The 22298-nt window shown below is 74.6% G+C and carries 19 protein-coding genes and 1 pseudogene; 12 read left to right on the top strand and 8 right to left on the bottom strand.

Annotated features, from left to right (window positions below; translation table 11 throughout):
• Position 1: 1 nt before the first annotated feature.
• From ACQ614_RS15125 to ACQ614_RS15145, 5 genes and pseudogenes are all read left to right on the top strand, one after another.
• Positions 2 to 919, top strand: a pseudogene (locus ACQ614_RS15125) (ADP-ribosylglycohydrolase family protein); the annotation flags it as partial.
• A 351-nt stretch (positions 920 to 1270) separates the two neighbouring features.
• Positions 1271 to 1990 carry a VWA domain-containing protein gene (locus tag ACQ614_RS15130; RefSeq protein WP_431683931.1) on the top strand — a complete coding sequence of 240 codons (720 nt, stop codon included), beginning with the start codon at positions 1271 to 1273 and terminating at the stop codon, positions 1988 to 1990.
• Between the two features lie 57 nt (positions 1991 to 2047).
• Positions 2048 to 2644 (top strand): hypothetical protein, encoded by a 597-nt coding sequence (locus ACQ614_RS15135; RefSeq protein WP_431679084.1) that lies wholly within the window; start codon positions 2048 to 2050, stop codon positions 2642 to 2644.
• A 103-nt stretch (positions 2645 to 2747) separates the two neighbouring features.
• Positions 2748 to 4157 (top strand): hypothetical protein, encoded by a 1410-nt coding sequence (locus tag ACQ614_RS15140; RefSeq protein WP_431679085.1) that lies wholly within the window; start codon positions 2748 to 2750, stop codon positions 4155 to 4157.
• Positions 4158 to 4303: 146 nt separating this feature from the next.
• A complete protein-coding gene (locus ACQ614_RS15145; RefSeq protein ID WP_431679086.1) occupies positions 4304 to 5182 on the top strand; it encodes a hypothetical protein in 879 nt (292 codons plus the stop codon).
• Between the two features lie 18 nt (positions 5183 to 5200).
• Here the strand turns inward: ACQ614_RS15145 and ACQ614_RS15150 are convergent, their stop codons facing one another.
• Positions 5201 to 5737, bottom strand: a complete 537-nt coding sequence (locus ACQ614_RS15150; protein ID WP_431679087.1) for a hypothetical protein — start codon at positions 5735 to 5737, stop codon at positions 5201 to 5203.
• Between the two features lie 124 nt (positions 5738 to 5861).
• On the opposite strand from ACQ614_RS15150, the gene ACQ614_RS15155 reads away from it, so the two are divergent.
• Positions 5862 to 8309 (top strand): hypothetical protein, encoded by a 2448-nt coding sequence (locus tag ACQ614_RS15155; protein WP_431679088.1) that lies wholly within the window; start codon positions 5862 to 5864, stop codon positions 8307 to 8309.
• Here ACQ614_RS15155 and ACQ614_RS15160 read toward each other — a convergent pair.
• Genes ACQ614_RS15160 through ACQ614_RS15190 form a run of 7 tightly spaced genes read right to left on the bottom strand, consistent with a single transcriptional unit; the run spans position 8282 to position 15940 of the window.
• Positions 8282 to 8746: a DUF4913 domain-containing protein gene (locus ACQ614_RS15160; protein WP_431679089.1), complete on the bottom strand. Its 465-nt coding sequence runs from the start codon at positions 8744 to 8746 to the stop codon at positions 8282 to 8284. The genes ACQ614_RS15155 and ACQ614_RS15160 overlap by 28 nt on opposite strands.
• Entirely contained in the window at positions 8743 to 10485 is a 1743-nt protein-coding gene (locus ACQ614_RS15165) for a type IV secretory system conjugative DNA transfer family protein (protein ID WP_431679090.1), read from the bottom strand. The genes ACQ614_RS15160 and ACQ614_RS15165 overlap by 4 nt, the downstream gene beginning before the upstream one ends.
• 28 nt (positions 10486 to 10513) lie before the next feature.
• Complete coding sequence (locus ACQ614_RS15170; protein WP_431679091.1) at positions 10514 to 11995, bottom strand: ATP/GTP-binding protein; 1482 nt, start codon at positions 11993 to 11995, stop codon at positions 10514 to 10516.
• The gene (locus ACQ614_RS15175; RefSeq protein ID WP_431679092.1) at positions 11992 to 13485 is read right to left on the bottom strand and encodes an SCO6880 family protein; all 1494 of its coding nucleotides are present in this window, start codon (positions 13483 to 13485) and stop codon (positions 11992 to 11994) included. Before ACQ614_RS15175 ends, ACQ614_RS15170 begins: the two co-directional genes overlap by 4 nt.
• A gap of 40 nt (positions 13486 to 13525) precedes the next feature.
• A complete protein-coding gene (locus ACQ614_RS15180; RefSeq protein ID WP_431679093.1) occupies positions 13526 to 14800 on the bottom strand; it encodes a hypothetical protein in 1275 nt (424 codons plus the stop codon).
• Positions 14801 to 14860: 60 nt separating this feature from the next.
• Positions 14861 to 15649 (bottom strand): hypothetical protein, encoded by a 789-nt coding sequence (locus ACQ614_RS15185; RefSeq protein ID WP_431679094.1) that lies wholly within the window; start codon positions 15647 to 15649, stop codon positions 14861 to 14863.
• Positions 15650 to 15658: 9 nt separating this feature from the next.
• A complete protein-coding gene (locus tag ACQ614_RS15190; protein ID WP_431679095.1) occupies positions 15659 to 15940 on the bottom strand; it encodes a hypothetical protein in 282 nt (93 codons plus the stop codon).
• 170 nt (positions 15941 to 16110) lie between these two features.
• On the opposite strand from ACQ614_RS15190, the gene ACQ614_RS15195 reads away from it, so the two are divergent.
• The 6 genes from ACQ614_RS15195 (at position 16111) to ACQ614_RS15220 (ending at position 22298) form a co-directional block, all read left to right on the top strand.
• A complete protein-coding gene (locus tag ACQ614_RS15195; RefSeq protein ID WP_431679096.1) occupies positions 16111 to 17181 on the top strand; it encodes an NlpC/P60 family protein in 1071 nt (356 codons plus the stop codon).
• A gap of 22 nt (positions 17182 to 17203) precedes the next feature.
• Positions 17204 to 17842, top strand: coding sequence for a hypothetical protein (locus ACQ614_RS15200; protein WP_431679097.1), 639 nt, complete (start codon positions 17204 to 17206; stop codon positions 17840 to 17842).
• A gap of 104 nt (positions 17843 to 17946) precedes the next feature.
• A complete protein-coding gene (locus ACQ614_RS15205) occupies positions 17947 to 19266 on the top strand; it encodes a hypothetical protein (RefSeq protein ID WP_431679098.1) in 1320 nt (439 codons plus the stop codon).
• A 67-nt stretch (positions 19267 to 19333) separates the two neighbouring features.
• Entirely contained in the window at positions 19334 to 20212 is an 879-nt protein-coding gene (locus ACQ614_RS15210) for a hypothetical protein (RefSeq protein ID WP_431679099.1), read from the top strand.
• A gap of 237 nt (positions 20213 to 20449) precedes the next feature.
• Positions 20450 to 21202, top strand: coding sequence for a hypothetical protein (locus ACQ614_RS15215; RefSeq protein ID WP_431679100.1), 753 nt, complete (start codon positions 20450 to 20452; stop codon positions 21200 to 21202).
• A 16-nt stretch (positions 21203 to 21218) separates the two neighbouring features.
• Positions 21219 to 22298 carry a hypothetical protein gene (locus ACQ614_RS15220; protein WP_431679101.1) on the top strand — a complete coding sequence of 360 codons (1080 nt, stop codon included), beginning with the start codon at positions 21219 to 21221 and terminating at the stop codon, positions 22296 to 22298.

Consider the following 22298-nt stretch of genomic DNA (forward strand, 5'->3'; position numbering starts at 1 on the left):
CATGACGGTGGATCACGGGAGTGCGGGGCGGGCGGACCGGGTGCGCGGTGCGCTGCTGGGCGGTTCGCTCGGCGACGCGCTGGGCTGGCCGGTCGAGTTCCTGCGGCTGGACGACATCCGCGCCCGGTTCGGACCCGGGGGTCTGCGGTCCCCGGCGGCCGGCGGCCGGGACGGGCAGGTCACCGACGACACGCAGATGACCCTGTTCACCGCCGAGGGCCTGCTGCGCGGCGGCACCCGTGAGGACGTCCACCGGGCCTATCTGCGCTGGCTGCTGACCCAGCGGCTGTCCGGCCCGGAGCGCAGCCCGGACGGCTGGCTGCTCGGCCACGACTTCCTCTACGCCTCGCGGGCGCCCGGGAGCGCCTGCATGAGCGGGCTCACCGGGTACCGCTACCTGCCGCCGGTGGCGTACGGCGTGCACGGCGAGGTGAACACGCAGTCGAAGGGCTGCGGCACGGTGATGCGCTCGGCGCCGTTCGGCCTGGCCGGGTTCGGTGTCCGCCGGGCCTTCGAACTGGCGGCGGACTGCGCGCAGCTGACGCACGGCCACCCGACCGGCTACCTCGCGGCGGGCGCCTTCGCCGCGCTGGTCGAGCGGCTGGTGGCGGGGACGGAGCTGCGCCGGGCCGTCGAGGAGACGGTGGAGCAGACCGCCGAGTACCCGGGCAGCGAGGAGACGGTGACGGCGCTGCGGCGCGCGGTGCGGGTCGCCGGGCTCGGCCCGGCGGGCTTCGAGCGGGTGGAGCAGGTCGGGCTCGGCTGGATCGCCGAGGAGTGCCTGGCCGTCGCCGTGTACGCGGCGCTGGCGGGCGCCGACGCGCGGGAGGCGATGGTCCTCGCGGCCAACCACTCCGGGGACAGCGACTCCACCGCGGCGGTGTGCGGCAACCTGGTCGGCGCGATGTACGGCACGGCCGGGCTGCCGGCCGACTGGATCGCCGAGGTCGAGGGCGGGGACGTGGTGCTGCAGGTGGCCGACGACCTGCTGGCGGCCTTCGCGGACGGGGATCGGGACCGGATCGCGGACCGCTACCCCCTGGCGCCTGCCGGGACGGAGCCCGCTGCGCCGGTTGCCCCGGCTTCGCCTGCCGCGCCTGCCGTCTGGCCTGCTCCGGGTGTGCCGACCGCGCCGTCCGCCTGGCCCGTGCCGCCCGCCTGGGCCGGCCCGGCCACGCCGCCGGTGCCGCCCTCCCCCACCGCTCCGCCCGCACCGCCCGTGCGGCCCGCACCGCCGGCCGTTCGCGGTTCCGGACCCGGGACTGAGCCGGTGGGGCTGAGCCTGGAGAAGGTGACGGCGGCCGCACCCGGGCTGGTCGGCCACTACACGTCGGCCGGGGTGAGCCTGGAGAAGTCCGGGCTGGGCGGGGTGCGGGCCGCCGTGTACCTGGTGCTGGACCGGTCGGGGTCGATGCGGCCGTTCTACCGGTCCGGCGTTGTCCAGCGCTTCGCCGAGCAGGTGCTCGCGCTCTCCGCGCACCTGGACGACGACGGGCGGGTGCCGGTGGTGTTCTTCTCCACCGAGGTCGACGGGGTGGCGGAGCTCTCGCTCACCGACCACCGCGGCCGGATCGGCGCACTGCACGACTCGCTCGGGCACATGGGCCGCACCAACTACCACCTGGCGATGAAAGCGGTCGTCCGGCTCCACCAGCTGTCGGGCTCCGCCGGCCCCGCGCTGGTGGTGTTCCAGACGGACGGCGGCCCGACCTCGCGCGCCGCGGCCCGGGAGCTGCTCTGCCTGGCCGCCGAGCTGCCGGTCTACTGGCAGTTCGTGGGGTTCGGCGACCCGGCCGACCAGGAGTTCGCGTTCCTCCGCAGGCTGGACGAGCTCCCGGTGCCCGCCGCGCGCCCGGTCGACAACGCGGGCTTCTTCCCGGCCGGCCGCGATCCGGGGGCGATCCCCGACGCCGAGCTGTACGACCGGCTGCTGCGCGGTTTCCCCGAGTGGCTCGCGGCGGCCCGCAGGGCGGGGATCGTGAAGCACTGACCCGGCCGGGCCGCCGTATGCCATGATCCTCGGGCGTCCAGCCGACCCGGGGGAGTCATGAGCCGCATCAACTGCCCGGACTGCGGGCGGATCGACCAGGTCCAGAGCGTCCCCGGGCTGTACCGGGCGCAGACCAGCACCTACTCCGGCACCATCAGCGGCCACGGTGGCGGGTACGGGCCCCGCGTCTATCGCACGTCCGGCTCGTCGAGCAGTCTGCTGGCCGATCAGATCGCACCGCCGCCGGTCCCCCGGCTGCTGCAGCCGACCGGTGGCTGCGCACTCGCCCTGATGACCGCCCTGGGGCTCGGGGGCGGTGTGATGGTGCTGCCGCTCCTGGCGTCCGACGAACCCGGCGCCGGCCGGAAGGCCCTGATCGTGTTCGTCGTGCTCGCCCTGCCGTTCCTGGCTGCGGCGCTGGCGCTGGTGGTCAAGCGGTTCCGGGACCGGCTGAAGAACCGCGCCGCCTTCCGTGACTACCGGGCGCGGTACCCGTCGCTGCTCGCGGTGTGGAGCGCCGGTTTCCTCTGCCTCCGCTGCCACACCGCCTTCATTCCGGCCGGCGCGCTCGGCCTCGGCAAGCCCCGCACCGTGCCGGTGCCGGGCTACCAGCAGCTGGTCGCCGCCGTGGCCGCCGACCTCCGCCCGACATGACGGACGGCCCGCCGGCCCGGCCGCGATCGGACCGCGGGGCTGCCGCAGGAACGGCTCGGAGTGGGACGATCGTCCGCACGGCATCGGTGACCACGGGGGTGGGATGAACGAGCACATCGCGTCGGTCGGGGCTGCCAACTCCGAACTGGAGGAGGGCATCGGCTCCGCGCTGAGGACGGCGCTGGAGCAGGCGATGGAGATCGCCCGGCGGATCTCCGAGTCGCGGCGGCAGCTGTTGGAGGGGTCGGCGGCGGGCCCGGGGGCGTCCCTGGCGGTGGAGCGGATCCGGGCCGAACGGGAGTCGGCGGAAGCGCTGTTCGGGGCGGTGTACGAGGAGCGGTTCTGGCAGCACCTGTCGGTGGAGCGGATCAGCCTCACCGTCCGGGCCGCCGAGGAGTGGCGCGGGTCGGACATCCGTGCGGCGGCCGTGCTCGGCCATGTCGAGGAGCGGCTGTCGGCCGGAACGGGTGTCCGGCTCCCGCTGCCTCCCGGGGAGTCGCCCGATCTGTCGGCCGCGTTGCCGGGCGGCCCCGGTCTTCCACCGGTGGCCGGCGGGCTCGACGACCGGTGGTGGCGCGACGCCTCCCCCGCGGAGACCGCCGCCGTCTGGGACGCCGCCGACCGCCTGCCGGCGGGGCCGCAGCGGGACGCCGTCCAGAGCGCCCTGCGGGACGGCCTGTTCCGGCACCACGGGTACGACATCCCGCCGGGCACCCCGGGCACCGCCGTCCGGGAACTGCTCGACGAGGCCGCCGGTCTGTCCGCCGCGGACCGCGCCCTGCCGGCCGGACGCCCGGATGCGGAGCGCGGCGGGGACGGCCGATCCGGGGCAGAACGGTCCGAGGCGGAGCGGTCCGAGGCGGAGCGGTCCCGGGCGGAACGCTCCGAGACGGAACGGTCCGGGGCCGGTGGCGGCGGGGAGCGTTCGGCCGTCGGGGCCGGGCTGTCGCTGGAGGCCGCGCAGCTGAAGCAGCACGGCCGGGACGCGGAGGCCGAGGCGCACGGCCTGAAGGTGCGGCGGCAGTCGATCACGGAGGAGGCGGACCGCCTCGCCCTGGACGGGGACGCCGACCCGGACCGGCTCGCCGCCCTGCGCGCCGAGGCCGACCGGCTGAAGGGGCTGGAGACCCGGTACACCACGGTGGCCCGCGAGGACCGGGCGGACTACCTCCGCCGGGACGAGGAGGACCACCGCACCCCCTCGGCCGGCCACGACCGGGACAACGGCCGTGACCCGGCCGGCCGGCCGCAGTCCGGGCCGGGCCCGGCACCGGGCCGAACTCCGGGCGCGGGCCCTGCCGGCGAGGGCGCTGCCGCGGCGGCGACGGCTCGGCAGAATCGGCGCGAGGTGTCCGAGGCCGTGCGGCTGAACCGGTCCAGTTTCCCGCACCGCCCGGAGGCGGCCGTCCGCGGGAACGCCGCCCCCGCCGCCGTACGCACTCCTTCACAGCACGTCGCACCGCCCGTGGTGCGGCGCGGCGCGGCACCGGCCCGGCAGGGCGGGCGCGGCTGAGGGCCGCCGACCTCTTCCACACCGACGAACACACCAGGGGGAACCGGATGAAGACCGCCGAGCGAACGGCAGCAGGTGCCCGACGCGGAGCACCCGCGGGCGGATCGACGAACTGGCAGCCGCTCGGGGCGGTCCGCCTGCCGGGCGTGACCGCGCAGTGCCAGCTGGTCGAGTCCCTCGGCCCGGACGGCCGCCCGTTCGCGGTCGTCGCCGTTCCGACGGCCGGCCGGTACACCGCGGCGCTCACCTGCTCACTGCCCGACTCACCCTCCGTGCAGGCCGAGTTGGCCGATCGGTGGGCACTCCGGCTGGCCGCGGAGCCGGACGTCGCGCAGGCCACCGTGTCCGTGGAGTACGCGGCGGGCGCGGACCGCGCGGTCGCGCGGATCGCGATCAGCCGTGCCTACGGCGGAGGTTCGGGCGCGCGCCGCAAGGCAGGACCGGGCGCGGCGGGTTGGTTCTCCAGCCAGCTCCCGCTCTGGGCGCGGTACTTGGTGTCCGAGGGCGCCGGCCAGGTGCGGGCCGCGGACCCGGCCGATCTGTGCGTGCTCGCCCGGCTGGCCTACGACCCGTCGATCGCCGCGTTCCTGGCCGGCGGACGGGCCCCGGTGCCGGAATGGACGGACGTTCCGCCCGCGGCGTTCCGCGAGCCCTGGGCGCGGTTCGAGCACGAGGGCGCAGCCTCGGTGACCTGGTCGCTCTCGCCCGAGGTGACGTCCGGCTCGCTGCCCGAGATCCTGGCGTGGTGTGCCGCCCGGCCCGCCGGGGCGAGTGCCGGCCGGGTGTCGGTGCTGGCCGCGCCGGCGCCCGCCGGGGACGAGCCCTCCGTCCGGCAGGGCGCCCTGGTCACGCTCACGGGCCCGGCCGACGACGAGTGGGCCGCCCAGGCAACCGAGTCCCTCGCGGCCCGGCCGCGGATCGCACTGCGCCCCGCCTACGGCATGCAGGCGGGGGCCTTCATCGCCGCACTGCCGTTGGGCTTCGGCGGCACGCGGCTGATCCGCACGCCGCGGGTCGGGAAGTAGCGGGCGGGAGCGAACGCCTCATGGCTCCAGGTAGATGGAGCGGAGCTCGTGGAGGTTCTCCAGCCCACCGGCCAGGTGGCTCCGGTGGAAGCGGCCGGGATTGGCGGCACAGATCTTCCGGCCCGCCTCCGAGGCGATCGCATCCGCAGGCACTTCCTCGGCGTCCGCGGGGATGAACTTGAAGACCTCCTCGAGTGCGGCGATGGCCTCGTCCAGCAGCGGGACGACCGTGGCGCGCGCCTCGGGCGTCCCCTGCCGGGAACGGGCGTAGGCGAGGTCACCGTACCGATCGCTCGCCGCCAGGAACTCACCGGCGTCCAGGATGGCCGACGGTTCGTCGCCGCCGAACTTGCCGGCCGGGGCCGGTGTTTCGGGCAGAACGAACTCGAAGCGCCGTTCCGTGCCGCATCCCGGGCACACGCCCTCGTACACCGCGACCAGCGCCTCGTCCCGCTTCTGGATCGAGTGCTCGCGCTCCAGTGAGGTCTCGCCGCAGTCGCAGGCGTGCATGTCGATGTAGAGGTGGGCTTCCTTGGCCGAGCGCGTGGTCACCATGGCCAGATGGTACAGCGGGGCCTTTCGGAGCGCCCTGATTCTCCCGACGGCCATCGAACTTGTGGTCTACTTCCTTTCCACAGTGATCTGTTGAGAAATATCGCGGCCTTCGGGGGGAGAGCACGTGACTGCGGAGACGGTGCGCGCCGAGGCGATCCGGCTGCTGCCCGGGGCGCTGGCCGACGTGATGGAGGCGCGTCCCGCACCGGTGGCGGACGAGCGGACCACCAACCGGACCTTCGAGGACCTGGTCCCCTACATCGCCGGCGCGGAGGCCCGCGACGGACGGCACATGACGGTCCGGGTGGACGCGGTCGCGCTTCCCGAGGGGCGGCAAGCCAGGACGTTCCCCAACACGACGTCCGAGAATCACGTCGTCCAGCTGTCCGACCAGCTCTCCGTCGACGAAGTGGGCATGGTCCTCGCCTACGAGCTAGGCGAGTTGGCGGAGGCCCGGAACCGCGCTGAGGCGGGGATCGGCCCCTCCCGCACCGATGTCTTCCGGTCCGGCGAGCGGGATGCCACGGTGACGGCGCTCTCCCCGCACGACGCCGGCCGGCTCGGCCAGTTGAACTGGCTGGCCGCACGGATGGACGACAGCGGGCTCGCCCCGGAACAACGCGGTGCGGCACGCAGCGACTTTTCGGCGATGCTGGACGACCTCGGGCTCCGCCCGCAGCAGGACAGCAGCGACCTGGTGAGCAGGGCAGAGCGGGAAGGGCTGGCCTGGCGGAACCGAGAGGCCCGGGAACGGCTCACCCCCGCTGCCGCCAACCGTCTGAGGGAACTGCGCCGCCCGCTGAGCGAGTTGTCCGCGCAGGACGCCGCGGAACTCGTCGCCTACCGCGAGGCCACCGCCGGCCGCGAGGTTTCCGGCACGGATGCCGCCGTGCGCCCGCAGGGGGTGGAGCAGGCCCGGCAGGCACTGGAGGACCGCGCGCGGGAGGCGGCCGGGGCGCGGGACGAGCGGAGTGCGCTCACGCTGGACGAGCTGCGACAGGAGGCGGCGGCACTGCCCCCGGGCGAGCTGCCGAAGCGGCCGCTGATGATCGGCGGTGGCGCGGCGCTCGCAGGACGCGACCCGGACATCCTGGTGGTGGACGCGCGGGGCCGCTGGCACCTCGACCCGATCCGGGGCATCGCGCAGTCCGCCGACCAGGTGCGCGGCACGTTCGAGTCGGGGATCGGCGACCCGTACGACGTGGCGGCTCCGCGGGAGCGGATTCCGCTGGACGCGGTCCGGATGTGGGAGGACCAGGCGGCGGCCCGGGGGCCGGTGATCGACGGGCAGATCGCTCTGGCGGTGGACGGGCAGGACCGGCTGGTCGCGGAGGTGACCCCGAACGACGGCAGCGAGCCGGTGCGGTTCGAGGTGGTGGGCACGCCGGTGGTGGCCACGGGCGTGTCGCCGGAGATCGTGCCGGGTGCCAAGGCGTCGGTGCCGCGGATCCCGGAGGCCCGCAAGGCGCTCGCGGCGGAGCTCGCCGACCTCGGCACCCCGCAGGGCGACGCGGCTGCGGCGGCCATGGCGCGTGTGGAGGACCGGCCGGGCGCCGGCGAGGAGGCGATGGGGATCCTGCGCGACCACGTGCCGGGCTGGTCGCCGACGGGCCAGGACGGCAAGGACGCGGTCGTGACGATGACCGCCTTCGCGGCCTGGGACCACGCCCGGGCGGTCGCGCCGGGGCGGGCCCTGCAGGCGGGCGAGGTCGGTGACGGCGCGTACGACCCGATGGTCTCGGACACCTGGGTGATCGCGGGTGTCGGCGGCGCGGCCAGCACCAGTTCGGAGATCATCCTGGAGGCCAACCCCAACGCCTCCGTGATCATGGTGGGCAAGACCGTCCCCTGGGTGCAGAACAACGACGCGCAGTACCTGGCGATGCGGGCGAAGTACGACGCCGAGCACGGGGGCGACGGCCGCCTGAAGGTGGTGACCGGCAAGTACCTGAACGAGGTCGAGGTGTACGACGGTCCGGACGGGACGCCGGTGTTCCACGTCGCCGGCGAGGAGGGCGGGGCGTACGTGGGGTGCCTCGGCCGGCTGGCACGGCTTCCCGCCGCTCTCGACCCGGTGGACTCCTGGGCCCGCGAGAACGGCGGGGCGGTCCGCGGCGAGCTGATGTTCTCGACCGACCGCCAGTACCTCGGCTACAAGCTGGAGTTCGGGTCGGAGGACCGGACTTTCAGCGTCGAGGTGATCGGTGCGGCGTCCCGCAACCTGCCGCGCGAGGTCTTCTCGCAGGCGGAGGTGGACCGGGTCGCGGCGCTGGGCCGGGTGGAGGCGCCGATGGAGAGCGGCAACTTCGACGCCGGCTTCATGGCCACCACCCAGCAGTCCCGGCGGTACTTCGACGCCCGCGGCCAGGACCCTGCCGCGGCAGTACCGGGCCCGTCGGGCCCGCCCGCGCCGTCGACCGCCAGCCCCGCCGCACGGCTGGCGGCGATCGGGATGGGCGGCTCGCCGACCGGCCCGTCGGCGGGCCGGTCCGGCGGCGGCGCCCCTGACCCCAAGACCCCGGTCCGGGGCGCGACGACCCAGCGTCAGGCGCCCGGGGGCATCGGCGAGTAGGGGGCAGACGCGGAGGCCTCCTGGTCGTGCCGCTCGGTGGTGAAGCCGGTGCCGACCCACATCAGCGGGTCGGACGGTTCCAGCGGCAGCGGCGGCAGCGGCCGGGAGGTGTGGCCCCCGGTGGGGCTGCAGGCTGCGAACGGGCCGTTGTCGGCGTCCAGCAGGACACCGAGGTGCGGGTCGGCGTGGTGCAGCCACCAGGTCGACATGCCGAGGGCCGGGTCCAGCCTCAGGTACTCCCAGGCCCGCCACAGCGCGTTGAGCCGGGAGATCGCCTCGGCGTGCTCCCACCAGGACGGGCACCAGGTGGTGGTCGTGCCGTTCAGCTTGCGGCTGATCATCGGCGCGAACAGCTCGGTGACGAAGGCGTCCAGGCTGGCGAAGACCGGCTCCTCGGCACCCGGTGCGGTGCCGTTCTCCGGTGTCGGCTCGGTCATCGCCGGGCTCCCGGGTCGTAGGTGGCGAGGGACTGCTTGACGGCCTCGGCGTGCGGGCCCTCCCACCAGGGCACGGTGGCGACGAGAGCGGGTTTGGTTCCGGAGGCGAGCACCAGGGCCCGCCCGGGCGGCATCGCGGCGAGGTCGGCCACGTCGAGGATCCGCTCCCGCCGGGTCGAGCGGCTGGACGAGCCCTGACCGAACAGCCCGCTGCCCTGCTGACCGCCGTGGTTGCGCGAGGTGGAGACGGTCAGCGCCTCGAACTCCCCGGCGAGTTGGGACAGGTCGCCGAGGAACTTGGTGTCGACCACGCCGCCGCCGTAGACCCGGATGTTGGAGGCGGACCAGAGCTTGTCCATCCCCTTCTCGCCCCACACCTCCTGGCCCTGCGCCCAGGACTGGAGGATGGTCATCAGGATGATGCCGCGCGACCCGTAGTGCGAGTACAGGTCGGGGAGGTCGTTCCAGCGGCAGACGTTGGCGGCCTCGTCGAGGACGCCGAGCAGCGGGACGGTGAGCCGGCCCCCGGGCATGCCGGTGGCGAGTTCCTCCGCGGCCTCGACGACGGCCACGGTGAGCGCGGTGACCAGCGGACCCGCGGAGTCCTTGCCCTCCCGGGACAGGGAGTAGAGGGTGCCGCCGTCCCGGACGAACTCGTGCGGGTCGAACGCGGGCCGTGCGGGGCCCCGGCCGGGGGTGATCCACGGGTGCACGGCGGGGTTGATCAGGCAGGAGGCCATCTGCATGGCGGTGCCGTAGATGCCGCCGCGCTGCTTCTCGGGGGCGTTGACGACTCCGGCCACCGAGTCCGCGGTGAGCAGGTGCCCCGCCTCGCGGAGGATGCGCTCGGGCTCGTCGTCCTTGGGCCGGGTGAGCCAGAGGTAGACCTGGGTGATCGGCCGGCGGTCGGTGGCGGCGGCGAGCAGCAGCCCGGAGAGCAGGTCCTGGCCGGCCGGGTCGAAGAAGGCGTCGGTCTTGGCCCCCGCGTCGCGCGAGCCGGCCGCGAAGTGGGCGGCGAGCTTGCGGGCCCGGGCGACGTCGGTCACGTACGACAGCGGGTCCCACCACCAGCTCGCGGGCTCCTCGGCGCGGCCCTGCGGGTCGAACACCCAGACCGGGCCCTGCTGTTCGCGCGGACCGCGGGTGGCGTCGACGATGTCGCGCTTGTTGGAGGTGACGAGCACGCTGCCGGGTGCGTCGAGGATCGCGGGAACGGCCCGCCGGGTGGTCTTGCCCGTCCGCGGGCCCCAGATGTCGACGTGCATGTCCTCCCAACTGCCGTACAGCGGGCGGCCGCCGGGGACGCTGCGGCCGATGAAGACGCCCGGCGAACCGCCCTTGGCACCGAGCCGGGCGGCGGTGGCGGAGGCCCGGCGGGCGTCCAGGCGGTCGAGGTCCCGGCCCCGGCCGAGGCGTCCGGCGGCGCGGTCGACGGCCGGGCGCTTGGCGCCACCCCGGAACACCCGGACCGCCAGTGCCACGAACAGGGCCAGCAGCAGCAGTTCGGTGCCCGCCACGGCGGTGGCGGCGGTGCCCGGCCACGCGTAGTCGCCGGACACCAGGGAGAGGACCAGCTCCACCGGGTTGCCGGGCGGCAGCGGACGGCCGGAGAGCTTCGCGCCGGCCTGGGCGGCCACCCAGGTGCCGAGCACGCCGGTGATCAGCAGCAGCATCGCGCCGAGCGCGAGGGCCGGGCCGATGCTGCTGCCCGGCCCGCGCCGGCCTTCTGTGGCGGTCATCGTCGGCCCTCCGGTCCGGGGGCGGTCCTCACTGCTTCTCCAGGGTGGTGGGGCGCCAGCGGGCGTTGGTGTCGTGGAGTTCGCGCTCGGCCTGGGTGAGGCTGACCCGCAGCGGGATGCCGGGGCGGCCGCCGACCTTGATCAGGAAACGGCCGCGGCCGGGCGGCTCCTCGTCGGCGCGGGCGGCCCAGCCGGGCGGCGAGGACCAGGAGGACACCAGGTCGATCTCGCGCTCGGACATGCCGACCACCTGGCCGAGGTCGACGAGGTCGCTGCGCGGCAGGCCGGCGCAGGCGACCATGCCGGCCCGTTCGACGAAGCCGCGGGCCTTGGCCCGGTCGGACTCGGCACCCAGCGCCTCGGCGTCCTTCAGGGTGTGGGTGATCTTCGCGTCGCCGAGGCCGAGCGAGCGGTTGAGGCGGGTCAGGGCGTCGATCCGGTCGACGATGCCGGATGCGGCGCGCAGCGGCCGCCACAGCTCGTCCATCACCGCGAAGTACCAGCGGCGGGGGGCGAGTCCGGCGTCGGCGAGGGCGTGGGCGGCGGCGACCGTGCCGAACCCGTCGGACCAGGCGGCGAGCATGGCCGCGGCGGTCAGCTGGGTGTCCGACTCGCCGATCCGGGAGATGTCCACGCAGACGGCGGGGGCGTCGAGGTCGATGCGGGTGGAGGTGCGGGAGGCGAAGGTGCCGCCGAGCGGGCCGTCCAGGATGCCGAGCATGGAGCGGTGCAGCGGGTCCACGGCCTCCCGGTACCGGGAGTCGTCGCCGCGGTCGAGGGTGACGGCGCGCACCCGCTCGGGGCCCTCGTCGATCACCGCGAGCAGGTCCGGCAGGACGGGGTCGGTGCCGGACGGCGTGCGCTCGCGCAGCACGTGCAGGGCGGCGGACAGGACCGACTGCTCGTGGTCGTCCATCGCCCGGCCGCGGACGATCGTGATGAGGGCGGCGACCATGTTGAGCACGCGGCCGTGGGTCTCGGCCTCCAGCTGCCGGCCGGCCTCGCCGCCGATCTTCCGGGCGGCCTCGCCCATGGCGCCGGGCGCCAGCACGTTGATGCCGCCGACGCCGCGGCCGATGGAGAGGACCTGGCCGCCGAGCGCGCGGACGGTGTCGGCGTAGTCCGGCTTGAGGTCGCCGAGGACCAGCGGGACGACACCGGTCGCGGCGAGCCCGATCAGCATCCGGTTGATCAGCGTGGACTTCCCGAGGCCTGGCATGCCGAGCAGGAAGAGGCTGGGATTGGAGATGTAGCGGGCCCGCATGAACCAGGAGATCGGGTCGCCGCAGACCGTCGCGCCGGTGAACAGGTGCTGGCCGAGCGGCACTCCGGTCATCGGCGCGGCCGAGCCCGCGCTGAACGGCCACAGGCCGCAGGCCTGGACGGTGGTGGCGCGCCACAGGGCCGGCGGGTCGAGGTGCCCGACCTGGCCGCCGCCCGGCCCGGCCCAGCCGTAGCCGCCGGGCTTCGGGACCGGCGGCGTCTTCCGGGCGGAGGACTTCTTGCTCACAGGGCCTCCCTGATCTGGTGCGGCAGCAGGGTCAGTTCCCAGGGCAGCAGGCCCACGGGGAGGGTGAGGGCGAAGGCCGCGGCCTGCTGGCGGTCGGCCGCGCGCAGGTGGGTCCGCGAGGACGCCTGCAGGTTGCGGATCGTCACGTTGGCATCGGCCAGCTCGGACTCATCGTCCACGGTGACCGTGACGGCCACGCTGAACTCGACCAGGCCGGCCCCGGCCGCCTCCTCCGCCGCCGCCTGCTCGGCGGCCCTGACCTCCAGGGCGGCCCGCGCCTGCACCAGGCCCTTCTTCGAGTTCGCCATGAACTGCGCGTTGCGCCGGTCGGCCTCGACCGCGCGGGCGGCCATCGCGGGCTCCATCGGGCGGTAGAACAGCGCCACACGCTTGCGCCGGGTGCCGCGGGACGCCTCCAGCAGGTTCTGCAGCACCGAGGAGCGGACGGTGCCGCGCGGGGCGAGGGTGAGCAGCCAGCTGCGCGACACCCCGGAGTCGTGCCGGTAGTGCCCCGCGCTCTCGTGGGTGGCGGCCGGACCGGCGTCCTCCCAGGTCACGCCGCTGCCGGCGGTGTCCGCGCGGGCGGCGAGGATGTCGCCCGCGCAGCGCGGGTCGTAGGCCACCCGGACCGCCTCGGCCAGGTGCTCCGGGGAGAGCGGGTAGGCGGAGCCGCCGCCCGCGGCGATCAGCGAGGAGGAGAGGGCGGGCAGTCGGCCGGCCAGGTCGGCGACCACTTCCTCGGGTTTGCGCCGCAGGCCGGTGCTGCCGTAGGTGAGGCAGATGTAGGTGTGCATCTCGGACGAGGCCGACGGGTACGCCGCGACGATCTGCTCCATCACCGCCCGGGCGGCGGCCGGGGCGGTGGGGCTGAGTCTCGGCAGCACCTCGGCGGCGAGCCTGGTGCCGGGGTCGGGGGCGGTCTCGACGATGACCGACGCGCCGCGCAGACCCGGCTCGTGCGCGAGGCGTGCGAGCCAGGCGCCCCAGGAGGCCACCCAGACGTCGACCTGGTCCGCGTCGACCAGGGACGCGCCGTCCGGGTCGCAGCCGAGCACCACCGTGTAGCGGGCCCGGGTGGTGTGGTGGAGGACGCCGAACTCGCGTCCCAGCGAGTCCCGTCCGACCAGCATCGTGGTCCGGGCGAGCGGGCCCGGCGGGTGGTGGCGGCCGAGGTGGCGCGGCGAGAGCACCCCGGCCGCGTACAGGTGGGAGCCGGATCCGAGCCGCATCACCCAGCCCGCCCGTGCCGCGGCCATCTGGTAGACGTTGCGTCCGTCGACCGTACGGACGGCCAGCGGGGCGACGACCATCACGGCCAGCACGAGCACCGCCGCCGCCAGGAGCAGCGACACCAGGGACATCATCAGGGCCACGACGACGGCCGCGAAGCCGATCAGCGTGCCCAGCAGGCCGAGGGAGCCGACTCCCGGCTTCCTCGGCCTGCGCCAGTTCCCGTACGTCGGACGGCTGTTGGCCGCCTTCCCGGTCATGTCCCCCCGCTTTCGTACCGATCCCTGCCGACGGCTGCGGTCAGGTCACCTGGTCGGTGTCGCCCAGGGCGTCCTGGGCCGCTCCCCCGGCGGCGCGCAGCGTGTCCATCGCGACGGTCCCGCCGGTCGTCTGGTTGCCTCCCGCGGGCCGGCTGCCCTGGGCGGGCGTGCTGCTCCACTCCGCGGACATCGTGGTGGCGGTGATCGTGGCGGTCGTCATGCCGCCACCGGGCGGGGAGCCGCCTCCACCGCCTCCCTGGTCGCCACCGCCGCCACCGCCACCGCCGGAGTCACCACCGCCACCGCCGGGGTCACCACCGCCGGCGGACGAGGCGATGGCGAGCATGCCGCCCCCGCTCCCGCCCCCGCCTCCACCGGGATCGCCGCCGCCGGCGGACGAGCCGGTCGGGCCGCTCATCGAGGCGCTCAGGCTGCTCATCTGCATCGATCCCGAGGTGGCCGCGGCGGAGGCGCCGCCGGTCGCACCCGCGGCGGCGAGCTGGACGGCGCCCGAGGCCAGGGCGGTGCCCGCGGCGAGCGCGATGCCTCCGCCCGAGGCGCCGCCCATGGCAGCCGTTGCCGGCACCACGAGCTTGAGCATGGCGGGGAGCGTGAACACGGCCAGCACCAGCATCGCCATGCCGGCGATCTGCGTGAGGAGTTTGTTGTCGCTGCTGGTCATGGTGGCGCCGGAGAAGATGATCAGCGCTGCCGCCGGCTTGTAGAGCAGCCAGGCGATCAGCCAGCCGGTGTGGCGCTTCCACCAGTCGCCGCCCCAGCCGGTCATCGACGCGGAGGCCGCCAGCGGAAGGGTGCCGACCAACATGATCAGCACGCCCATCCGGACGATCATCAGCATGACCTGGATCAGGGAGGCCACCAGCACCAGGATGCCGAAGACGATGACGAGGCCGGGGTTGGTCGCCACCATGGCGCCGAGGGCCTTCTTGACGTCGTCGCCGAGTTTGGCCTGGCCGATCAGGTCACTGGTCACCGCGTCCGACGCGTCGCTGAACAGCTGGACCGCGAACGGCCCCGCGAACGCCACGAGGACGAGTCGCCCCAGACCTTTCAGCAGGGTCTGCAGCGACTCCCCCTGTCTGTCGAGGGCCATCTTCGTTCCGGCGGCCATCACCGATCCGATCGCGACGGCCATGGTTATCCAGTAGATGCTGCCGTTGATGCTGGCGACCGCCGGCGAGCCCTCGATCTGGGAGCTCGGCACCTTCACCCACAGGGTCGCGAAGGCTTCGATCACCGAGCCGACGGCGTCCCCGATCGCCTGCGCCAGTGCCCCCACCGCGCTGTCGGCCACTGCTTTGACGACCTCCTTGGCCTCGCAAACGATGTCCGTCCAACCGCATCCCATGCGCGCCTACCAGATCACGAATCCGTTGGTGCCACCGACAGTGAGGGCCTTCTGCCCGAGTGAGCCGTCCTGGTCCGCCAGCATCCGCCAGTCCCCGTCGACCCAGCGCACCGTGCGGGTGACCACCAGGTAGCGGTCCGGGCCTGCACTGGCGAGCATCATCACCGTGCACTGCTCGGGGCTGTAGGTCTGGATCGCGAAGCCCATCATCTTGATGACGACGCCCTTCAGCGGCTCGCCGAAGGGGTCGGCCTTGCGGTTGTCCACGTACCGCCGGGCCGCCTCCTGGGGCGTCAACTGCAGCCTCGCGGAGGCCTCCCAGTCGTCCCGCGGGGTGTCGACGGCGTTGATCACCGCGGCCGCGCGGGCGGCCCCCTCCGGGGTGTGGGCGAAGCAGCGCCAGACGCCGCCGTCCTGGACGAGCGGGCCCGCGGTGCGCGAGGTCGGCACCAGGGTGACGCCGGTCAGCTTGAACTCGGTCCCCTCCGGTGCCTTCGTCGGGCGGGCCTGGTCGGTGTCGTCGGTCCGGCAGCCCGGTCCGCGGTCGCCGTCACCGGCGGACGCCGACACGGCGGGCGCCGCCGGGGACGCCGCGGTGGTCGTCGGCCCCGCTGCGGGGGCTGCCGAGGAGGCCGCGGCCACCGGCTTCCCGCCGTTCCCGGAGTCGCGGCCGGCCATCAGGCCCGCCGCGCCGATCGAGAGCAGCGAGGTGAGGAAGACCGCCGCCACCATCCAGCTGCGCTGTTGCCAGAACGGCCCGTCCCACTGGTCTCGTTCGCGCTTGCGCCACATCATGACCGGCCGTCAGGCGAAGAGGAACCTGATGATCGGGCCGGCCGTGGCGACCAACACGCAGCCGCCCAGCACCATGGCCAACTTGCCCATGTGCTCGGAGCCTTCACCGCGCTTCACGGACACGGCCATCATGGTGCCGACCGCCAGGATGCCGACCACGCCGGCCGCGGTTCCCACCCAGGCGATGAAGCCGAGCACCTTGCTGACGCTGCTGTCGAGCTCCGGCGGCGCGCCCTTGGTCGGCTGGAAGACGTCGGCAAGATACGTGGTGCGCCCCAGCATTGACCTCATGTCAGTCCCCCGATGTGGTTGTCTCGCCCGTTGCGGCCGCCGTGCGGCAGGGCTGGTAGATCTTTGCAGGAACTCACGCCGCGCGAGCAATGTTTATGGCAAATTACCGATCGTTCATGGCCTGTTGTGACCGTATCGGTATCCGCAGGCGTGCTTCGGACGGGGGCGAAGTGGCGGACGGGGGCGGCGGATCCGCCGGCAAGGTCGTGGTCGGCGCGCTGGGGGCGATGCTGGCGGTGGTGATGCTGCCGGTCATGCTGCTGGCCGCGATCGGAGGCGATCCGGGGCTCAGCACACCGGTGGGCAACGTGATCGGCGGCATCCTCGACGAAACCAAGATCCCCAACAAGGCGTGGATCACCTGGATCAACCAGGCCGGCATGCTCTGCCCCGAACTCGGGCTCACCGCGCCCGTCATCGCCGCGCAGATCGAGGCCGAGTCCGGCTGGGACCCCGACATCGTCTCGCCCGCCAATGCCAAGGGGCTGTCCCAGTTCATCGACGGGACCTGGGCCACCTGGGGCAAGGACGCGGACAACGACGGCACCAACAGCCCGTTCGACCCGCCGGACGCGATCATGGCCCAGGGCAACTACGACTGCCACCTGCTGAAACTGGTCAGCAAGTACATCAAGGACGGCGACGCCACCGGCAATCCGATCGAGCTGATGCTCGCGGCCTACAACGCCGGCCCCGGCGCGGTCCAGCAGCACCACGGCGTGCCGCCGTACAAGGAGACCCGGGAGTACATCCTGCGGATCCGCGACCTGATCACCAAGTACACCGTCGCCGGCGGCGGCCCGCTGCCGACCGGCACCGGCACCGAGATGGGCAAGCGTGCCGTCGCGGCCGCGATGACCGCCCTGGGCACCGCCTACCAGTTCGGCGGCGACTGCACCGACCCGCACAGCAGCAACATGCAGCACCACTGCGACTGTTCGAGCCTGATGCAGATGGCCTGGCGCGCGGCCGGCGTACGGATCACCCGTACCACCTGGACCCAGGTCGACGACGGCACCGCGGTCCCCGATCTGGCCCATCTGCAGGCCGGCGACCTGCTGTTCACCCCCGGCAGCGACGGCAGCCGGGAGCACCCCGGCCACGTGGGGATGTACATGGGCGACGGCCGGGTCATCGCCGCCCCCAAGACCGGCGACGTGGTCAAGATCACGCCGCTGTCCCAGTGGACCGGCTCGGCCGGCCCGAAGAACACCGTCGTCGTCATGCGGCACATCGCCTGAGCGGGCGGGGAGGAGCGAACCGATGCCGGTGTTCGAGACCGTACGGCGGGCGGCCGCGGCCGGTGCCGTCCTGCTGCTCGGCTGCGTCGCGTGCGGAGCGCCGCCCGACCCGTTCGGAGTCCGCTCGCAGCCGCGGGCCACGGCCTCGGACGCCGTGCCGTCGGCCGACCCGCCCTCGGTGGCGGCCCCGCTGCCCTCCGGCCGGCCGCTCGGGCCCGATTCGCCGATCACCCCGCCGCCCGCGGGCGGACGCCAGGACCCGACCGCCGTGGCGCTCGCCTGGGCCGCCACCGCCTACGGCTACGACACGGCGTACGACATCAGCCCGCACGACGCGCTGCTGCGGGCGGCCGCCGCCGGCCTGCTCGACGACCGGCTCGCCGGGCAGGAGCGGGAGTACGCGCCGCGCGCCGGTGCCGGTGCGGACTGGCTCGGCTGGTCGCGGCACCGGGCCTGGACGGAGGCCGGGGCCGTGCTCGGCACCGAGGAGCACTCCCCGGACACCGAGCGGAGCGCCCAGCGCCAGCTCCTCGTCGACGGCACCGCCCACGGCCGCGACGGGTGGAACGGCCCGGGCCCGAAGGCGGCCGTCTTCCTCACCCTGGAGCGCGGTGCGGACGGCCACTGGCGGATCTCGCAGATCGAGAGCACCCCGATGTGACGCAGGAGACATCTGCACGACTTCCCGCCGGGCCCACCAAGATCCGTCTAGCCTTGCCGCCGTCGGCTGTGGCGGTACCCGCCAGGACACAGGGGGAACATTCGATGACACTGGCCTTCCCGGCCCGCACCGGGGCCGCCCTGGCGGCGGCCGCCCTGCTGCTGCCGTTCGCGGCGGCCTGCTCCTCGGGCACCGACGGCGGCACGCCGTCCGGGCCCGCCCCGGCGAGCGGCGGGCCGAGCGCGGACGACGGGGCGATCGGCACCGACTTCACCGCCAAGGGCATCGTGATCACCGCCGACTGCCGTGCGGAGAAGGACGGCACGAAGGCGCGGGTGTCCCTGACCGGCTGGCGGCCGGACACCGCCAAGCCCGTCGCGGAGGTCTCCTTCGCCCTGCCCGAGCACGCCCAGTTCATGGACCGGAAGGGCCCGGCCACGGCCCTGCAGGACCTGTGCCTCCACAACAACCCGCAGTCCGCCGGCAGCAACCCCACGACCCATCTGATGCCGAGGCTGCGGCAGCTCTTCGACCGCGACTACCAGCGACTCGCCGTCACCGTCCGCGACCCGCAGACCGGCGGATCGCACGTCGGCCACGTGGACCGGGCGGGCAAGTACACCGACCTCACGGCCAAGGCGCCCGGCGCGGCGGGCGTCCCCGCCGAGCAGGACGCCCTGTTCGCGCCCGACGGCAGGAGCCTGTGGTTCACCGTCCCGGGCAAGGAGCCGCGCGACCCGGTGCGGATCGCCAGCCGGGCCGCCGACACCGGTGCCCTGGCCGAGCGGGCCACGGCGCCGCTGCCCTCGGCCCGCACCCAGGACGCGCCGCAGCTGTGGCTGGTGGGCGACAAGCCCTCGGCCCTCCTCGCCTTCCGGGTCTCGGTCAGCCCCGACGGCACCAGGGCGGTCGGCGCCAACGACCCCACGCGCAACGGATTCCGGCTCTGGGACTTCTCCGCGGCCTCCCCCACGTACGGCACCCGGACGGAGGGCACCGCCGACGTGCCGAAGATCGCGGACACGCCGTTCGGCGACGCCCTCTCGGAGGACGCCTGCGTACCGTGGCGGATGCTCGACGGCCACCGGGTGCTGTGCACCTCTGACCCCCTCCCGGTCATGATCGACCCCCGGAAGGTCCACAACTTCTGGATCCTCGACGTCGACAAGGTGGCCGCCTCCGGCCGCTACGACGCCGCGGCCTCCGGTCAGCCGATCCTCACCCAGCTCGCCGCCGCGGACGAGCCCGACCTCCTGGCCGTCTCCCCCGACGGAGGCCAACTCCTCTACCGGACGGCCAAGTCGCAGAACTACCGCTTGTTCGTCGCGCCGACCACCCCGGACAGCACGCCCAAGGAGCTCGCCGGGAGCACCATGGCCGGGGTCCTCGCCGAGCCGACCATCGCCGTCCTCGAGTGGCGGTAACGAGGGTGGCCGCCGGCCTACCGATCCGCCGGGCCGCCGCGGCCGTGCACCGGACGGAGGACGAGGGATGAGCGGGAAGGCGGGGACCCCGCAGGTGCCGGGGTGGCCCCTGCTCGTCGCCGTGATCGGCGAGGACGGGTCGGCCACGGTCGACGGCGTACCGGTGGGCGGGGCCCACGGGCCCGACGGCCGGGCCGCGGCGATCGCGCACGCGGCCGCGACCGCCGGGCAGCTGGGACGTGCGGTACGGGTCGAACTGGCCGACGCCGAGGGGCTGGTGTGGCTGCTCGCCGTGGCGCCGGACGGCACGGAGTCGGTCCTCTCGGCGCCCGAGCAGCCCGGGAAGGGGCGGCGGAAGGGCAAGGCCAAGGGCAAGACCGCCCGGCCGGGCCCGGAGCGCACCCCGGTCGGCGGGCCGCAGTCCGCCGCCCCGTCGCTCGCGGAGCTTTTCGGGGACCCGGCCGACGGGCCTGCGGCCACGGGCACCGGCCCGTCCCCCCTCACGGAGTCCCCCGTAGCTCCGGCCGCTACGACCGCCCCGCCGGAGCACGGGAGCTCGGCGCTCGGCGACGCGCTGACCGCCCGGGACTGGCGGACGGCCGACCGGCTGGCCGCCGAGCGGCTGGCCGAATCGGGCTCCACCCCGGAGGAGTCCGCCCTGCTGCGCGAGCTGCACGCCCGGATCGCCCTGCTCGGCGGCGATCCGGCGACGGCCGTGGAGCGGTACCGGGCGCTGGCGGCCGATCTCGCGTCCGCGCACGGGGCCGAACACCCCGGTGCGCTGGCTGCGTTCGGCCGGGCGCGGGAGGCCTGGGAGCAGGTGGCCGACCGGGACACCGCCGTCGCGCTGGGCCGCGACCTGCTGGCCCTGGGCGGACTCGTCCCGGACGCGCCCGGGGCCGCACGGCTGCGGGCCCGCCTCGCACGGCTGCATCTCAGCGGCTGATCGCGGAAGCGGAGGTTCCGCATGCGGCGATGGGATCAACCGTCCCACAAAGGGACATGACGGATCGTCAACCTGCACCTACTCGGATTTCCGATGGACAACACGGCCTGACCGGCCGCTACAATGCCTCGGCGTTCATCGATCAATTTTGGTCATACACATGGCCGTTCACGCGCAACGGGGTGCAAGGGGGATCACCCGGCGCCCTGTTCCGACGGATCAACAGGGGACCTACGCGTGGCTATCGGGGGAAAGTCCAGCGCGGCGGCGGAGCGTGCCGCCGCCGCACAGCCGGCGGGTGCCCCGCAGGCGCAGCCGGCACCGCAGGCTCCGTACGGGGAGCGGCTGCCGTCCGCACCTCGCGAGCGGAAGCCCGCGCTCGCGCTGCTCGCCGTACTCCTCGTCCTGGCGGGCGCGCTGGGAACGACCGTCCTGGTCATGCGCTCCGGTGAGCGGATCTCGGCCATCAAGGTGACCCAGCGGATCGCGGCCGGCCAGCACATCCCGGCCGGGGCGATCACCGAGGTCCTGGTTGCCAAGGACTCCGGCCTCACCGTCGTCCCGTGGACCCAGCGCTCCCTGCTCACCGACCGCTACTACGCGGTCTCGGAGATCGTGCCGGGCACGCTGCTCACCGGGCAGATGCTGAGCGACTCCCCGGGCATCAAGGCGGACCAGGTCGTGGTCGGCCTGTCGCTGAAGTCCGGCCAGTACCCGCCGGGCCTGCGCGAGGGCGACCGCGTCCGCGTGCTCTGGGTGGGAAGGGACGCCGGCAAGGCGACGGCGGCGCCCGGCAGTTCCGGCACCGCCAGCACGGTGCTCGCCGCCGAGGCAGTCGTCCAGGGCATCGCCGACGACTCCTCGGGGTCGATCTCGTCCGGACTCAATCTCTCGGTCTACGTGCCCGCCGACCGCGCTGCCGCGGTCGCGTCCGCGGCGTCGTCGGGGGAGGCGGCCGTGGTGCTGCTGCCCGCCCGGGCCGGATCCTGACAGCGGGGGCGGAACCATGGCACTGATCGCCCTCGCGAGCGGCAAGGGCTCACCCGGTGTGAGCACCACCGCCCTCGCCCTGGCCGCCGTCTGGCCGCGCCGCGCCCTCCTCGCCGAGTGCGACCCGGCCGGAGGCGACCTGGCGTACCGGCAGGCCGCCGACCACGGCGGACCGCTCGACCCCAACCGGGGCATGCTCTCCCTGGCCGCCGCCGCCCGCCGCGGTCTCACGCCGGGCCAGGTGATGGAACACTCCCAGCGCCTCTCCGGCGGCCTCGACGCCCTGATCGGCCTCGCCGTCGCCGAGCAGGCCGCCGGATGGACCGGCCAGTGGCCGGTGCTGGGCCGGGCGCTCGCCGGCCTGGCGGACGCGGACGGCATCGACGTGATCGCCGACTGCGGCCGGATCGGACCGGACTCCCCCGCGCTCGACCTGCTGCCGCACGCCTCGCTCGTCCTGCTGGTCAGCGGTTCCCGTCCCGAGCAGATCGGCCGGACCAGGGACCGCGCCGCCGCGCTCGCCGCCAGGCTGCACGGCACCTCTCCCGGCTCGCTCGCGACCCCGCCGATCGGGGTGCTGCTGATCGTCGAACCCGGTCGCCGCAAGTCGCTCGGTTCGCAGGTGGAGGACGTGCTCGCCGGATCCGGACTGCCGGTCCGGTTGCTCGGCGCGATCGCCGACGACCCCTCCGGCGCCGAGCAGTTGGCGGGCCGTCGGCGAGGCCGGGTGGGCCGGTCGCTGCTGGTCCGCTCGGCCCGGGAGGTCGCCCGCACCCTCCGGTCGCGGTACGGCGTCGGCACCGGTCCCCTGCCCGCCGCACCCGCACGGGCCGACGTTCCGGTACCCGAACCCGCTCCCCCGGCACCGGCACCGGCACCGGCGCCGTACGCCGCCCAGGTGCCCCAGACACCCCAGACACCCCAGACACCCCAGACGCCTCCGCCGGCGTACGTCCCGCAGGAGGCGTACCGGGCACCGGAGCCCGCCGCACCGCCGGCCGTGGCGCAGCCCGCCCCGAACGGCGTCACCCTGCCGTCCGGTTTCCGGACCGGTCCGGTGTCCGCCACCCGACCGCGCGAGCCGGAGGTGCGCTGA

Origin of the sequence: Kitasatospora dryopteridis (assembly GCF_050749075.1) — a bacterium.
In the GTDB taxonomy this organism is placed as follows: Bacteria; Actinomycetota; Actinomycetes; order Streptomycetales; family Streptomycetaceae; genus Kitasatospora.

Excerpts from the sequence above, each read along its gene's own strand:
- ACQ614_RS15135 (WP_431679084.1), top strand. The coding sequence starts at position 2,048 with ATGAGCCGCATCAACTGCCCGGACTGCGGGCGGATCGACCAGGTCCAG.
- ACQ614_RS15140 (WP_431679085.1), top strand. The coding sequence starts at position 2,748 with ATGAACGAGCACATCGCGTCGGTCGGGGCTGCCAACTCCGAACTGGAG.
- ACQ614_RS15150 (WP_431679087.1), bottom strand. The coding sequence starts at position 5,737 with ATGGTGACCACGCGCTCGGCCAAGGAAGCCCACCTCTACATCGACATG.
- ACQ614_RS15160 (WP_431679089.1), bottom strand. The coding sequence starts at position 8,746 with ATGACCGAGCCGACACCGGAGAACGGCACCGCACCGGGTGCCGAGGAG.
- ACQ614_RS15165 (WP_431679090.1), bottom strand. The coding sequence starts at position 10,485 with ATGACCGCCACAGAAGGCCGGCGCGGGCCGGGCAGCAGCATCGGCCCG.
- ACQ614_RS15175 (WP_431679092.1), bottom strand. The coding sequence starts at position 13,485 with ATGACCGGGAAGGCGGCCAACAGCCGTCCGACGTACGGGAACTGGCGC.
- ACQ614_RS15185 (WP_431679094.1), bottom strand. The coding sequence starts at position 15,649 with ATGATGTGGCGCAAGCGCGAACGAGACCAGTGGGACGGGCCGTTCTGG.
- ACQ614_RS15190 (WP_431679095.1), bottom strand. The coding sequence starts at position 15,940 with ATGAGGTCAATGCTGGGGCGCACCACGTATCTTGCCGACGTCTTCCAG.
- ACQ614_RS15200 (WP_431679097.1), top strand. The coding sequence starts at position 17,204 with ATGCCGGTGTTCGAGACCGTACGGCGGGCGGCCGCGGCCGGTGCCGTC.
- ACQ614_RS15205 (WP_431679098.1), top strand. The coding sequence starts at position 17,947 with ATGACACTGGCCTTCCCGGCCCGCACCGGGGCCGCCCTGGCGGCGGCC.
- ACQ614_RS15210 (WP_431679099.1), top strand. The coding sequence starts at position 19,334 with ATGAGCGGGAAGGCGGGGACCCCGCAGGTGCCGGGGTGGCCCCTGCTC.
- ACQ614_RS15220 (WP_431679101.1), top strand. The coding sequence starts at position 21,219 with ATGGCACTGATCGCCCTCGCGAGCGGCAAGGGCTCACCCGGTGTGAGC.